At 63.4% G+C, this 13,464-nt stretch carries 11 protein-coding genes; 6 read left to right on the top strand and 5 right to left on the bottom strand.

Annotated elements, in window-relative coordinates; all coding sequences use genetic code 11:
* Nucleotides 1-6: 6 nt before the first annotated feature.
* The 3 genes from C6V82_RS02480 to C6V82_RS02490 form a co-directional block, all read right to left on the bottom strand.
* Nucleotides 7-1,353 (bottom strand): UDP-glucose dehydrogenase family protein, encoded by a 1,347-nt coding sequence (locus tag C6V82_RS02480; RefSeq protein ID WP_102589305.1) that lies wholly within the window; start codon nt 1,351-1,353, stop codon nt 7-9.
* A 377-nt stretch (nt 1,354-1,730) separates the two neighbouring features.
* Complete coding sequence (gene cobO / locus C6V82_RS02485) at nt 1,731-2,330, bottom strand: cob(I)yrinic acid a,c-diamide adenosyltransferase (RefSeq protein WP_102589306.1); 600 nt, start codon at nt 2,328-2,330, stop codon at nt 1,731-1,733.
* 74 nt (nt 2,331-2,404) lie between these two features.
* Nucleotides 2,405-3,910, bottom strand: a complete 1,506-nt coding sequence (locus C6V82_RS02490) for a RimK family protein (protein WP_102589307.1) — start codon at nt 3,908-3,910, stop codon at nt 2,405-2,407.
* Nucleotides 3,911-4,070: 160 nt separating this feature from the next.
* On the opposite strand from C6V82_RS02490, the gene C6V82_RS02495 reads away from it, so the two are divergent.
* The 4 genes from C6V82_RS02495 to pepN all read left to right on the top strand — a co-directional run bounded on the left by C6V82_RS02495 (nt 4,071) and on the right by pepN (nt 8,394).
* Complete coding sequence (locus C6V82_RS02495) at nt 4,071-4,559, top strand: GNAT family N-acetyltransferase (protein ID WP_102589308.1); 489 nt, start codon at nt 4,071-4,073, stop codon at nt 4,557-4,559.
* Nucleotides 4,560-4,622: 63 nt separating this feature from the next.
* Complete coding sequence (locus tag C6V82_RS02500) at nt 4,623-5,108, top strand: YajQ family cyclic di-GMP-binding protein (RefSeq protein ID WP_102589309.1); 486 nt, start codon at nt 4,623-4,625, stop codon at nt 5,106-5,108.
* Nucleotides 5,109-5,244: 136 nt separating this feature from the next.
* A complete protein-coding gene (locus C6V82_RS02505) occupies nt 5,245-5,637 on the top strand; it encodes a YbaN family protein (protein WP_102589310.1) in 393 nt (130 codons plus the stop codon).
* Between the two features lie 123 nt (nt 5,638-5,760).
* The gene (pepN, locus tag C6V82_RS02510; RefSeq protein ID WP_102589311.1) at nt 5,761-8,394 is read left to right on the top strand and encodes an aminopeptidase N; all 2,634 of its coding nucleotides are present in this window, start codon (nt 5,761-5,763) and stop codon (nt 8,392-8,394) included.
* 182 nt (nt 8,395-8,576) lie between these two features.
* Here pepN and C6V82_RS02515 read toward each other — a convergent pair whose 3' ends face one another.
* The gene (locus C6V82_RS02515; RefSeq protein WP_102589312.1) at nt 8,577-8,864 is read right to left on the bottom strand and encodes a hypothetical protein; all 288 of its coding nucleotides are present in this window, start codon (nt 8,862-8,864) and stop codon (nt 8,577-8,579) included.
* A gap of 90 nt (nt 8,865-8,954) precedes the next feature.
* Nucleotides 8,955-10,553 (bottom strand): cation:proton antiporter family protein, encoded by a 1,599-nt coding sequence (locus C6V82_RS02520; RefSeq protein ID WP_180978335.1) that lies wholly within the window; start codon nt 10,551-10,553, stop codon nt 8,955-8,957.
* A 165-nt stretch (nt 10,554-10,718) separates the two neighbouring features.
* Here C6V82_RS02520 and C6V82_RS02525 point away from each other — a divergent pair, with 165 nt between their 5' ends.
* Complete coding sequence (locus tag C6V82_RS02525) at nt 10,719-11,315, top strand: LemA family protein (protein ID WP_102589313.1); 597 nt, start codon at nt 10,719-10,721, stop codon at nt 11,313-11,315.
* 9 nt (nt 11,316-11,324) lie between these two features.
* Complete coding sequence (locus tag C6V82_RS02530) at nt 11,325-13,280, top strand: M48 family metallopeptidase (protein WP_102589314.1); 1,956 nt, start codon at nt 11,325-11,327, stop codon at nt 13,278-13,280.
* Nucleotides 13,281-13,464 lie beyond the last annotated feature (184 nt).

Genomic DNA, 13,464 nt, shown 5'->3' on the forward strand with positions numbered 1-13,464 from the left:
GGTCCCTCAGGCCAGCACGGGCTGTATGGAATCACCCCGGCCAATGGCGTAGTAACCGAGCCCGGCGGCCTTGACGGTGTCGGGTTGATAGAGGTTGCGGCCATCGATCAGTACCGGGGCGAGCAAGGTGTCGCGCAGGCGCTCGAAATCGATGGTGCGAAAGGCCTTCCATTCCGTGCACACCACCAGGGCATGCGCACCTTCCAGCACCTCTTCGCGACGCTCGGCGAGCATCAGGTCGTCACGATTCCCATACAGGCGGCGACACTCATCGCTGGCTTCGGGGTCGTAGGCCTGTACCCTGGCACCGGCCTGCCATAGCGCTTCCATGAGCTCGCGGCTCGGTGCCTCGCGCATGTCGTCGGTATCGGGCTTGAAGGACAGTCCCCACAGCGCGATGGTCTTGCCGGCGAGCTTGCCATCGAAGGCCAGGCAGAGTTTTTCGAACAGCTTGCTCTTCTGGCGCGCGTTGATGCGCTCCACCGCGTGGATCATCTCGGCTGGATAGCCCGCCTGCTTGGCGGTGTGGGCCAGTGCCTTGACGTCCTTCGGGAAGCAGGAGCCGCCATAGCCGCACCCGGGATAGATGAAGTGGTAGCCGATACGCGGGTCGCTGCCGATACCGCGACGCACCTCCTCGACATCGGCACCCAGCCGTTCGGCCAGGTTGGCGATCTCGTTGATGAAGCTGATCTTGGTGGCCAGCATCGCGTTGGCGGCATACTTGGTCAGCTCGGCACTGCGTACCGACATGAACATCAGCTTTTCCTGCTGACGGTTGTAGGGGCCATAGCATTCCCGCATGGCGAACTTCACGCGCTCGGAATCGGTACCCACAACGATGCGCGAACCACGCGAGAAGTCCTCGATGGCGGCACCTTCCTTGAGAAACTCCGGGTTAGAGCAAACATCGAACTCGAGTGCCACCCCGCGCTCATCGAGTTCGGCGGCCACCGCACGGCCGACCTTGCTGGCGGTGCCGACAGGTACCGTCGACTTGTCGACGATGATGCGGTATTCGGTCATGTGGCGGCCGATGCTCTTTGCTACCTCGAGCACATGGCGCAGATCGGCGCTGCCATCTTCATCGGAAGGGGTGCCTACGGCGATGAACTGCAAAATGCCGAAGGAAACGGCTTCGGCGATGTCGGTGGTGAAGGTCAGGCGACCCGCCTTCTGGTTCTGGCGGACCAGGTTCTCGAGCCCTGGCTCGAAGATCGGCACGTCGCCGGCCTGAAGCCGCGCGACCTTTTGCTCGTCCACGTCGGCACAGACAACATCGTGACCCACATCGGCCAGGCAGGCGCCTGTCACCAGTCCCACGTATCCGGAACCAAAGATGGTAATCCTCATGTCGTGCTTGCTCCTTGCTGATGGGCCATCCTGACTGCGACCCTCGAGTCACGGCGTGTGAGCTCGTCTACGGGTCACGAGGAGTGGCAAAGGCTCTCGTCTGGTCAACCTGTCCGGCAAGAAATGGGCCAGGTTGCTGTGGGCCTTTACTATCAGGAAGTTGCTAGAACAATCAGATAAGCGTCATGGAAAGCCAGAGCCCGGGATGTCGCCTGTAAGCAACATCCCGGGCGCCTGTGAAAGGAACCCTTTGATATCAACGATGTGGATGTTGCCAGTCGGCAACGGTCAGGCCAGCTATGCGAATAACTGACTGATGGGGTTTATGTTTTCTTGATGGCGCTTGGGTGGGGCGATGCCTCTGGAAATCGATGCCCCTAGAAATCGATGCCGCGCCTGGCCTGAAGCCCGTTGTTGAAGGCATGGCGGACTTCCTGCATTTCCGTGACCGTATCGGCCATCTCGACCAGCTCGCGATGGGCGTTGCGCCCGGTGATGATCACCGTCTGCTCGCTGGGCCGGTTGTTGAGGGCGCGAGTCAGCGTGGCGATATCGAGGTAGCCGAACTTGAGCATGTAGGTGATCTCGTCGAGCACCACCAGGTAGACATCCGGGTCGGCCAGCAGGCGTTCGGCATCGGCCCACACCGCCTGGCACGCCTGGGTATCGGCCTCGCGGTTCTGGGTGTCCCAGGTGAAACCGGTGGCCATGATGGCGACCTCGAGGTTGGCATCCTCGACCAGTCGCTCGCGCTCGCCGCACTCCCACAGGCCCTTGATGAACTGCACCACGCCGACCTTGTAGCCATAACCCAGGGCACGGGTCACGGTGCCCCAGGCGGCGGTGGTCTTGCCCTTGCCGTTGCCGGTGAATACCAGCAGCAGGCCGCGCTGCTCGGTGGCGTTGGCGACCTTTTCGTCGACATGTGACTTGAGTTTGCGCATCGCCTGTTGATGGCGGGTATCACGATCGCTCATTGGAGCTCCTTGTGAGGGGTGAATTGTGAGTGGCGAGTGATGAGTCGTGAGTGGTGAGTCGTGAATCGAGGGTTTCAGCCGCGCTCCACGGCGCGGCTCACCTGGGCTTCCATGCGCGCAAGGAACACACCCATGATGCGCTCATAGAGCTCACGGCCTAGCACGGCGTCTTCGATGCCGGCATCCACATTGGGATTGTCGTTGACCTCGATCACCACTACCCGGTCACCCATCTGCTTGAGGTCGACACCATACAGGCCATTGCCGATCAAGCGGGTCGCCTTGAGCGCGGCCTTGATGACCGGCGCGGGAACCTCGGCGGGGTGGTGGGTGGTAAAGCCTCCACTCTTGACCCGTGCGCCGGAGTGATCGTATATCTGCCAGTGGCCACGCGCCATGTAGTAGCGGCTGGCGAATAGTACCTGGCCATCGAGCACGCCAATGCGCCAATCGTACTCGGTGGGCAGCCACTCCTGAAGCAGCAACAACGCCGAATCCTCGAACAGCCGACGGGATTCGGCCGCCAGGTGGTCAAGGTCGGTGACCTTGACGATCCCGCGCGAGAAGGCACCATCGGGGATCTTCAGCACCAGCGGGAACCCAAGCCCACCGATCTGCTCGGCGAGCGGTCGCTTGTCGCCGCGCTTGAGCAGGGCACCTTCCGGTGCGGCGACGCCTCGCGCGCGCAGCAGGGCATGCAGGTAGACCTTGTTGGTGCAGCGCAGGATATCGCGCGGGGAGTCGATCACCACCAGCCCCTCGTGTTCGGCCCGGCGCGCCATGCGGTAGGTATGGTGGTCCAGTGAAGTCGTCTCGCGGATGAACAGACCATCGAACTCGGCCAGGCGCCCGGCATCCTTGCGGGTGATCAAGGAGACATCGATGCCGAGCTTGCGTCCGGCACGAATGAAGGCCTTCAACGCGCTACGGTTGCTGGGCGGCAGCGCTTCCCTGGGGTCGACGAGTATCGCCAGGTCGAATCGATAGCGACGCCGGGCCTTGGGGGTTCGCCACACCTTGCGTGAGTGGCGGTTCAGGGCGGTGGCGAACAGGTCCTGTTCGTCACTGGACAGTTCGCGCAGGCTGACCGGCTTGAGACGTGCCAATTGCCACTGCTCATGGCGCCTGACCAGTCGTGCCTCTAGCAGCGGGCAGGGCAGGCGCTCGAACAGCTTGCGTGCGAGCTTTTCGAGAGTGGGTTCGCGACACTCGCCAAACAGCACCCTCAGGGTCACGCTATCTCCGGCCAGTTGCCCCTTGCGTGCCAGGTCGCCAAGCAGTGGCGCCAGGGTATCAAGCTGGAGGTCGACCAGCGCCTTGCGAGACAACTCGTTCAAGGTCTCTACCGTGGGCAACACGCGCTGGCCACGCGCCTGGGCCAGCAGTGACACATAATAGCCAGTCCCGAGATAGTCCAGTTCCCTGCACAGGTTGATGACATGGGTGCTGTGGTCCTGGGCATCGCTGATCCGGTGACGGCGGTCCTGGGCGAGGAAGTCGTCGGCAGTGATCAAATCCTCCGAGGGATAGTAGGGCTGCCAGTCTTCCAGTCGGTCGACAACGATGCGCAAGGGGCACATGGCAAGGCTTCCAGATAGCTAAGTAGGGGGCCGCCGAGCGAGCGGTGTGGCGAGTTGCCGGGGTTGGGGCGAGTCAGCCGCCAGAATGCCGATGTGTCGCGCCATCGACAAGCCGCTCGGGCAGTGAAATGATTTCATGATCAGGCTCCGGAGAAAGAAGATGACCACGACACTGCGCCAGGCCAGCAGCCATGACCTCGGTGCGATGTACCGGCTAGAGCAGGTCGCCTTCGAGGGGGACCGTTTCAATCGTCGCCAGCTCTGGCATTTACTCAATCGAGCCCATGCCACGACCTGGGTGGCCGAGCGGTCCACCGAGGATGATGGCAAGCAATTGCTGGGATATGGCACCTTGCTCTATCGCCATGCCAGCAGGCGTGCCCGGCTGTATTCCTTCTGTGTGCATCCAGGCGCGCGCGGCACCGGGCTTGGTCGGCGCTTGCTGGAGGCACTCGAGCACGCTGCACAGACACGCGAATGCACCGAGATGACGCTCGAAGTGCGGGCCGATAACCGCGTGGCGCTGGGGTTGTATCGGCGGATGGGCTTTCGTCTCGACGGCTGGCTCGACGATTACTACGAGGATGGCTGCGCCGCCTGGCGTATGACCAAGACGCTCGACGTGCCAGCGCCCGAGCAAGTGGATTGATAGAATCACGACTCACGACTCACGACTCACGACTCACGACTCACGACTCACCAGGACACCGCCATGCCTACCTTCGATATCGTTTCCGAGTTCGACAGCCACGAGGCGAGCAACGCCGTCGACCAGGCCAATCGCGAGATCCAGTCGCGTTTCGACTTCAAGGGCGTCACCGCCAGCTTCGAGCTCAATGGCGAGACCGTGGCGCTTGAAGCCGAGGTCGATTTCCAGCTCAAGCAGATGCTCGACGTGCTGCGTGGCAAGTTGATCGCACGCGGCATCGACGCCCGTTGCATGGATGTCCAGGACCCTGTGCTCTCCGGTGTGCGGGCTCGCCAGGAGGTGATTCTCAAGCAGGGCCTGGACCAGAAGGAGGCCAAGGATATCGTCAAGCGCATCAAGGACACCAAGCTCAAGGTGCAAGCCCAGATTCAGGGCGACAAGGTGCGCGTGAACGGCAAGAAACGTGACGACCTGCAGGCCGTGATGGCCCTGCTGCGCGGTGAGGGTGGCCCCGAATTGCCGTTGCAATTCGACAATTTCCGCGACTGAGCGCCTACCCGCCTACCCGCCTTCCCCAAGGGGGAACCGTGATAGCGACGCGTTGGCGTTACCATAGCCGATCATGATTGGCTCCCAGGGCTTGCTTGCGCTTCAATGGTGGTAACGACAGCGCAAGGGATGCTGGATGTCATCACTCAAACGTCTCGTCTTTATCGCCATTGCCTGGGTGAGCTTTGCACTGGGCGTGATTGGCATGTTCCTGCCGCTGATGCCTACCACCTGCTTCATGTTGCTTGCGGTGTGGGCCGCCTCGAAGGGGTCGCCGCGCTTTGCCACCTGGATTCGTGAGCATCCACGGTTCGGCCCGGCGGTAGTGGCCTGGGAGTGTGAGCGCGCGATTCCGCGCCACGCCAAGTGGCTGGCGGTGTCGATGCTTGCGCTGTCGGTGGTGGTGCTGGGGGTCACGGTGGGGCTCTGGTGGTTGAAGCTCTCGCTGATGGCGGGGCTCGCGCTATTGGCCTGGTGGATCGTCACGCGTCCGGAGCCCAGCGTCGCCAATGGCATGATCCGTCGCTGAGCGCGGCGAGACGGCTTTGCTCGCGGGACGGCTTGTGGGTAGGAAAGTCTGTGCATTGGTGCTTTGAGGTCTGATGCGGCACAGCCGTACAATGGGGGTAATTACCGACAGGAGCCACACCGAATGTCTGACCCCAAGCCGACCTATCTCAGCGATTACCGGCCGCCCGCCTACCGTGTGACCCACACCGAACTGACCTTCGATCTCGATGCCAAGGCTACCCGCGTCAAGGCGCGGCTGCACATGGAGCGACACCCGCAGGCAAAGAACGGGGCGGCGCTCGAGCTTGATGGTGAGCGGCTGACGCTGATCTCGATCGCCATTGATGGCCAGCCACTGGGAGAAGACGAATACTCGGTCGATGCCGAGCGCCTGATCATCGAGAGTGTGCCCCAGACTTTCCTGCTCGACACCGAAGTGGAAATCTCCCCGGCCAGCAATACCGCCCTGTCGGGGCTGTATCAGTCCAGCGGCATGTTTTGCACCCAATGCGAGGCCGAAGGCTTCAGGCGCATCACCTTCTACCCGGATCGCCCGGATGTGATGGCGACCTTCTCCACCACGGTGATCGGCAGCGCAACCACTGAGCCTGTGCTGCTCGCCAACGGTAACCCGGTGGAGCGCGGCTCGCTCCCTGAGGGGCGGCATTTCGTCACCTGGGATGACCCGCACCCCAAGCCCAGCTATCTGTTCGCGTTGGTGGCGGGGGATCTGGAGAAGGTCGAGGATCGCTTCACCACGGCCAGCGGCCGTGAGGTCACCCTGCAGATCTGGGTCGAGGAGGAGAACCTCGGCAAGACCGACCACGCCATGGCCTCGTTGAAGCGTGCCATGCGCTGGGACGAACACGCCTACGGCCGCGAATATGACCTCGATCTGTTCATGATCGTGGCGGTCAATGATTTCAACATGGGCGCGATGGAGAACAAGGGGCTCAACATCTTCAACTCGGCGGCGGTGCTGACCCATCCGCACACCGCGACCGACGTCGCCTTCCAGCGGGTCGAAAGCATTGTCGCCCACGAGTACTTCCACAACTGGTCGGGCAACCGCGTCACCTGCCGTGACTGGTTCCAGCTATCGCTGAAGGAGGGCTTCACGGTTTTCCGTGACCAGTGCTTCAGCGCCGACACCAACTCGGCGCCGGTCAAGCGGATCGAGGACGTGTCGTTCTTCCGTACCGCGCAGTTCGCCGAGGATGCCGGCCCCACCGCTCACCCCATCCGCCCGGACCACTACATCGAGATCGGCAATTTCTACACCCTGACCATTTATGAAAAGGGCGCGGAAGTGGTGCGTATGCTCAGCAACCTGGTGGGGCCCGAGGCGTTCCGGCGGGGCTCGGATCTGTATTTCGAGCGTTTCGATGGGCAGGCAGTGACCATCGAGGATTTCGTGGCCTGCATGCAGGAAGCCTCGGGCATCGATCTCTCGCAGTTCATGCTCTGGTATTCCCAGGCCGGCACGCCGGAAATCGACGCTCACGGCGAATACGACTACGCCAATGGCGATTACCGGCTGATTCTGCGTCAGCGCACGCCCGCCACGCCCGGGCAGTATGACAAGCAGGCGCTGCATATTCCGGTGCGCCTGGGCCTTGTGGGCACCAAGTCCGGCCGTGACCTGCCGCTGACACTGGATGGCGAGTCGCTTGGCAGCGATACGGTGATCCACCTGCGCGAGGAGGAGCAGGAGTTCGTCTTCACCGATGTCTCCGAGGCACCGGTGCCGTCATTGCTGCGCGGCTTTTCGGCACCGGTGAAGCTGCGCTTCCCCTATGGCCGCGAGGACCTGGCGTTCCTGTTGGCCAATGACTCCGACGGCTTCAACCGCTGGGATGCCGGGCAGCGCCTGGCGATGCTGGCGCTGGACGACCTGATCGCCGCCCACCGCAACGGCGTCGAGAAGGTCATGGATACGCGTGTCGTCGAGGCGTTCCGCCACCTGCTCAATGCCGAGATCGATGATCGTGCGGTACTCGCCGAGATGCTGACCCTGCCAAGCGAAGCCTACATTGCAGAACAGCAGCCGCTGGTCGATGTCGACGCCATCCACGCCGCGCGGAACTTCGTCAAGCAGCGCCTTGCCACGGCGCTGCGCGATGACTTCCTGCGGCTCTATAAGGCCAATGACTCGGATGCACCCTATGCGCCCGACCCCGACCAGATCGCCGCGCGTGGGCTGAAGAACGTGGCGCTCTCCTATCTCATGGCCATCGAGGACGAGGACGCCATCGAACTGGCCCGCAAGCAGTTTGCGGCCGACCACAACATGACCGATGTGCGCCATGCGCTGACGCTTCTGACCCACAGCTCGCGCGACGACATCGCCGAGCCCGCGCTCAAGGCGTTTGGAGAAAAGTGGGCCCATGATCCGCTGGTGATGGATCAGTGGTTCGCCATCCAGGTCACCCGGCCGCAGCCGGACGTGCTGGATCGCGTGGCGTTCTTGATGAAGCACCCGGCGTTCTCGCTGAAGAACCCCAACAAGGTGCGCGCGCTGATTGGTACCTTCGCTGGCCAGAACCGGGTCAACTTCCATCGCCTGGACGGCGCGGGCTACCGGCTGCTGGCCGATGTGGTGATCGAGCTCAACCGTTTGAATCCGGAGATCGCTGCACGGCTGATTACACCGCTGACTCGCTGGGCGCGCTTCGACGAGACACGCCAGGACTTGATGAAGGCCGAGCTCGAGCGTATCCGCGCCGAAGAGCTCTCTCCCAACGTCTTCGAAGTGGTGGAAAAGGCCCTGGCATAGGGCCTGGCCATTGGGCGAGAGTGGTTTGCGTCGCGAGCGATGAGAGGCTGGTCGCCGCCGGAGCGCAGGAACCGGAGTGTAGCTTGCTACATGAGGATTCCGATCGGACCGGCGCTCCGGCACCGCCGGCGGCCAGCTGCTCGTATTAAGAGCCCGAGCGCAGCAGCAAAGCCTCCGCCCAATCAGTTGATTAGCCAGCTCAGCACCATGAGCCCCAGCACCGCCCAAATCAAGGTGGCGAAGATCGCGCGGCGCATCAGCGCGCTGACAGCCTTCCACAACATCCACAGCCCGATGATCAGCACGATCAGATTGAGAAACGACGGCGAGATGCCAAGCGAGCTCGACAGGCCGTCCAGGAAGCCACGTGCCGAATTGCCGATGTTGCCGAAGAAGCCGGTCAGAAGATCGACGATAAAGCGAATGATCTCGCCAAGCGTGGTGCCGATCCAGGTAAAGAAATCTTCCATGGGGTGATCTGATCTCGGTAGTAGGGAAAAGAAGGCATGACGCATCGCCACGCCGGTGTCAATGCGCCGCCGAGCGCGAGAACCGCGAGCTCAGCCGAACTGCCCGGAGAGCGATGGAATGCCGGCTTCCTCGGCGGCACTGTCGGCCAGTGCGCGTCCCGCCTCGTCATAGACGTGAAAGACGGCGTTGGCACCCAGTGCGCGAATCGGCTCGATCTCCTCGGGAAATTCGACCACGGCGGTGATGCGTCCCTGGAACTCCCGGGAGCGTAGCTGCTTGAGGGCGAACAGGTTGCCCGCATGGTGCGGCATGGCCAGCACCACCAGCTCGACGCTGGTGGACATCAGCAACTTGTCCCAGAAGTCGGAATCCACCGCGTCCCCCTCGAGAATATTGAACCCCAGCGCATCCAGCCGCTTGACGCTCTGCGGATTGCTGTCGATGCCCAGCACCCTGAGCCCGTACTCCTTGTGCAAGCGGCGGTAGACGCTGCGGCCGATACGGCCCATGCCAAGCACCACGGCCTGGGCGTCGCCCACTTCGATGGGCCGGTCGCTCGGGGCAAGCTTGCCGGGGTCACGTTCGGGCAACCTGGCCTCCAGCCAGCGGTACAGGTTTTCGCTTGCCGCGTTGAGAATCGCCGAGACCGCGAAGCTGATCGCCACGGCCAGTGAGATCACCACCAGCCACTGCTCGCTCAGCCAGCCGCTGGCCACCGCGATGGTGCCGACGATGAGGCCGAATTCCGAGTAATTGGTCAGCCCCAGGGTGGCGAGCAGCGAGGTCCGGTGGCGCATTGGAAAGCGCATGAACACCAGTTGGTAGAGCAGGCTCTTGAGAGGCAGTACCACCACCAGCACGACCGCGGCCCCCACCAAGTCCCAGGTCGGCATGGCGGTCAGGCCGATGCTCAGGAAGAAGCCCACCAGCAGTAGCTCCTTGAGGTTGAACATCGATCTTGCCAGGGCCTGGGCGGCGGGGTGGGGCGCCAGCAGCAGCCCGATGATCAGCGCGCCCAGGTCGCCCTTCACACCAACCGCATCGAATAACGCATAGCCGAGCACCAGCGCCAGCAGCATGCCGAACAGCATCTGCATTTCGCCGTGCCCCATGCGGTCGAGCAGGTGGCGTAGCGCCGGAGCCAGCGGAATCAACAGCACCAGCCCCAGGGCCCAGGGGCTTGGCAGCTCGCCACTCGACGCGGTAATGAACACCACCGCGAAGATGTCCTGCATGATCAGTACACCGATCGCCAGTCGGCCATAGGCGGTCTGCGTCTCGCTGCGCTTCTCCAGCACCTTGATCACGAACACAGTGCTGGAGAACGACAGCGCGAAGCCGAGCAGCAGCAGGGTCTGCCAGCCGGTGGTGCCCAGCAAGCCGATGCCGGCCCACTTGAGCAACGCCAGCAGGCCCATGAACATCAGGCTGGAGCCGGCCATGTGCAGAGAGGCGCTACCCCATACATCCCGGCGCAACAGCGTGCGCACATCAAGTTTCAAGCCAATGGTGAACAGCAGCAGCGTCACCCCGACATTTGCGACGAGTTCGAGTAGTGGGGTCTGGTCGTAGCCCAGTCCATTGAGCACGAAGCCGCCAGCCAGAAAGCCCACCAGTGGGGGGAGTCTTACGGCAATGGCGGCAAGGCCACCCAGGAAAGCGGCCAGCAGAAAGGCAGCATCGATCATCGACTATCCCTGTTCCATCAGCGAGGCACGGGATAGAGTGTAAAGAGATCAGACGACATTGGCACTACACTGGATCACAACGACCAATGGCCAGGCACCGATACTGCGCCGGGAGCGGTACCGGCCAAGGGATGTGGCGAGCCGAATCGAAAAGGGGAACGATGCATGGAGCTGTCGACGATCATCCTGCTGGCGATAGTGGCCCTGTTGCTAGTCTACGGCGTGGCCATCTACAACCGGCTGGTGGCCTTGAAGAACCGTTACCAGAACGCCTTCTCGCAGATCGAGGTGCAGCTCAAGCGTCGCTATGACCTGATCCCCAATCTGGTCGAGACGGCACGCGCCTACATGGCCCATGAGCGCGGTACCCTCGAGGCTGTAACCGAGGCGCGTAACGGCGCCATGGCGGGGCTTGCGAAGGCGTCATCGCAGCCTGGCGAGCCGGGTGCCATGGCCGAGCTTGCCGGTGCCGAAGGAGCACTGGGCGCGGCATTGGGGCGGCTCAACGTGGTGATGGAGGCCTACCCGGACCTCAAGGCCTCAGAAAACATGCAGCAACTCAGCGAAACCCTGACCAGCACCGAGAATCGCGTGGCGTTCGCAAGGCAGGCGTTCAATGATGCCGTGATGCAGTACAACACCTACAAGCAGAGCTTCCCCCCGGTGGTGTTGGCGGCGTCCCTGGGTCACAAGCAGGATGCGGCGCTGCTGGAGTTCGAGGACAGCGCCGAGATACAGGCCGCTCCCCGCGTCAATTTCTGAGCCGCCATCATGGATTTTTTCACGGCCCAGGACCGTGCCCGCAGGCTCTCAGGGCGATTGGTGGTGCTGCTCGTCGTCGCCGTGGCCGCACTGGTGGCGGCCACGGTGTTGGTCGTGGCCGTGGCGGTAGTACTGCTGGATGGCCAGATGGGGGCGGGAAACCCGCTGCCCAGAGCGTTGGACCCACGGCTGCTGGCGGGCGTCGCCATCGCGGTGGTGCTGGTGGTGGGCGTGGCAAGCGTGACACGCCACCTGCAGCTGCGTGCCGGCGGCTCGGTGGTCGCTGAAGCCCTGGGTGGCCGGCCGCTCAATCTGGATACCCGTGACGACAACGAGCGTCGCCTGCTCAATATCGTCGAGGAAATGGCGATCGCCTCGGGCATGCCGGTACCGGTGGTCTACGTGCTCGAAGATGCCGCGGTCAACGCGTTTGCGGCGGGACACGAGGCCAACGATGCCGCCATCGGCATCACCCGCGGGGCCATCGAGCTGCTCGACCGTGATCAATTGCAGGGCGTGATCGCCCATGAATTCAGTCACATCCTGCATGGCGACATGCGTCTCAACCTGCGTCTCGTTGCCTTGTTGCACGGCATTCTGGTGATCGGCCTGGTGGGGCGCATGCTGCTGCGAGGCGCGTCGCTTGGCAGGCGAGGGCGCTCGTCCCGGCGCGGCGGTGGGGCTCAGCTCGCCCTTGTAGGCGCCGGCATCGGGCTGATGGCGGCGGGTTATGCCGGTACCTTGTGCGGCAACGTGATCAAGGCGGCGGTCAGCCGGCAGCGTGAGTTCCTCGCCGATGCCAGCGCCGTGCAATACACCCGTAACCCGGAAGGCATCGGCGGTGCATTGAAGACGCTGGCAGCCTATCGGCTGGGGTCGCGGCTGCAGGCGAGCAATGCCGCCGAATTCAGCCACCTGTATTTTGGTAGCGGTGTGCGCTTCAGCCGGCTGACCGCCACCCACCCGCCACTCGAGGCCAGGATTCGCCGCGTGCTGCCGGGCTGGGATGGCAGTTTGCCGGAACCCTTTGCGCCACCGCCGCAGTTGCAGGGGCGGCAACGCTTCGCAAGCGAAGTCCCCGCCATGACGGCCTCGCCAACCACCGATTCAGTGCAGGCGTCACCCACACCGGTGTCGTCGGCTCAGCCCATCGGGGATGCACCGAGCGGAGCGGCGCTTGCGAGCCAGGTGGTGGCGAATGTCGGCAACCCCGACAGCACTGACCTGGAGCGGGCGCGGCAACGCCTGGCAGGGATCGATCCCCGCTTGATCGAGGCGGCCCACCAGCCTTCCGCCGCGCGAGCGCTGGTCTACGGCATTCTGATGGGCGTCGACCCGACGACGCGCGAGGCGCAGCGCGCGGTGCTGATCGAGCAGGCGCTACCCGACGTGCTCAGCGAGCTGGAGCGGCTGGACGAGCCATTGGCCGGGTTGACCCCAGGCGACCGGCTGCCGTTGATCGAACTGGCCCAACCGGTGCTGCGCCAGCTCTCGGTGGCACAGTTCGCACGCTTACGTGCCTGCCTGGCGGCGCTGATGGCCGCCGAGACCTCGCCCGGCCCGTTGCAGTGGTCGCTTCACCGCCTGGTGATTGTCGGTATCGAGGGCCAGCGTCGGGGAAATCGCCATCGCACGCTTGGCGATCTCGCCGGCCCACTGTCGCTGTTGCTGTCGACCTTGGCGCTGGCTGGCCAGGACGATGTCGTCGAGGCGCGCGCAGCGCTCGAGCAAGTCGCCGAGGTGCTTGGCGTGCCGCTGGACTTCGTTCACCAGCCGCCCAGCATCGAGCACCTCGACTGGGCCATCGGTCGGCTGGTTCAGTTGGCCGATGGCCAGCGTGGCGCCTTGCTGGCCGCCATGGTGTGCTGTGTCGAGCGCGATGGGCGAATCGTGCCCGAAGAGGCCGAACTGCTGCGCAGCGTAGCCTGGTCACTTGGGTGGCCATTGCCGTTGGGCGCGGCCTAGGAAAACACTGCACAAATGCCTGCGCGGGAAAATCACTGCGTTGCGCGGTGCGCGGAATCCTCACCTATACCCCATAGGCTCCGGTTCCTGTGCTCCGTGCGCCTTGTGCTTCACACCGCTCGTCGATTTATGCAGGATTTCCCGAGCTGGCAAGCGGCAGGCGATGGCGTCATGATGATGACTA

This window comes from Halomonas urumqiensis, from assembly GCF_003028575.1.
In the GTDB taxonomy this organism is placed as follows: domain Bacteria; phylum Pseudomonadota; class Gammaproteobacteria; order Pseudomonadales; family Halomonadaceae; genus Halomonas; species Halomonas urumqiensis.

Bases quoted from the DNA above. Each gene is read 5' to 3' on its own strand.
- C6V82_RS02480 (WP_102589305.1), bottom strand. From the start codon at position 1,353: ATGAGGATTACCATCTTTGGTTCCGGATACGTGGGACTGGTGACAGGC.
- cobO (WP_102589306.1), bottom strand. From the start codon at position 2,330: ATGAGCGATCGTGATACCCGCCATCAACAGGCGATGCGCAAACTCAAG.
- C6V82_RS02490 (WP_102589307.1), bottom strand. From the start codon at position 3,910: ATGTGCCCCTTGCGCATCGTTGTCGACCGACTGGAAGACTGGCAGCCC.
- C6V82_RS02495 (WP_102589308.1), top strand. From the start codon at position 4,071: ATGACCACGACACTGCGCCAGGCCAGCAGCCATGACCTCGGTGCGATG.
- C6V82_RS02500 (WP_102589309.1), top strand. From the start codon at position 4,623: ATGCCTACCTTCGATATCGTTTCCGAGTTCGACAGCCACGAGGCGAGC.
- C6V82_RS02505 (WP_102589310.1), top strand. From the start codon at position 5,245: ATGTCATCACTCAAACGTCTCGTCTTTATCGCCATTGCCTGGGTGAGC.
- pepN (WP_102589311.1), top strand. From the start codon at position 5,761: ATGTCTGACCCCAAGCCGACCTATCTCAGCGATTACCGGCCGCCCGCC.
- C6V82_RS02515 (WP_102589312.1), bottom strand. From the start codon at position 8,864: ATGGAAGATTTCTTTACCTGGATCGGCACCACGCTTGGCGAGATCATT.
- C6V82_RS02520 (WP_180978335.1), bottom strand. From the start codon at position 10,553: ATGATCGATGCTGCCTTTCTGCTGGCCGCTTTCCTGGGTGGCCTTGCC.
- C6V82_RS02525 (WP_102589313.1), top strand. From the start codon at position 10,719: ATGGAGCTGTCGACGATCATCCTGCTGGCGATAGTGGCCCTGTTGCTA.
- C6V82_RS02530 (WP_102589314.1), top strand. From the start codon at position 11,325: ATGGATTTTTTCACGGCCCAGGACCGTGCCCGCAGGCTCTCAGGGCGA.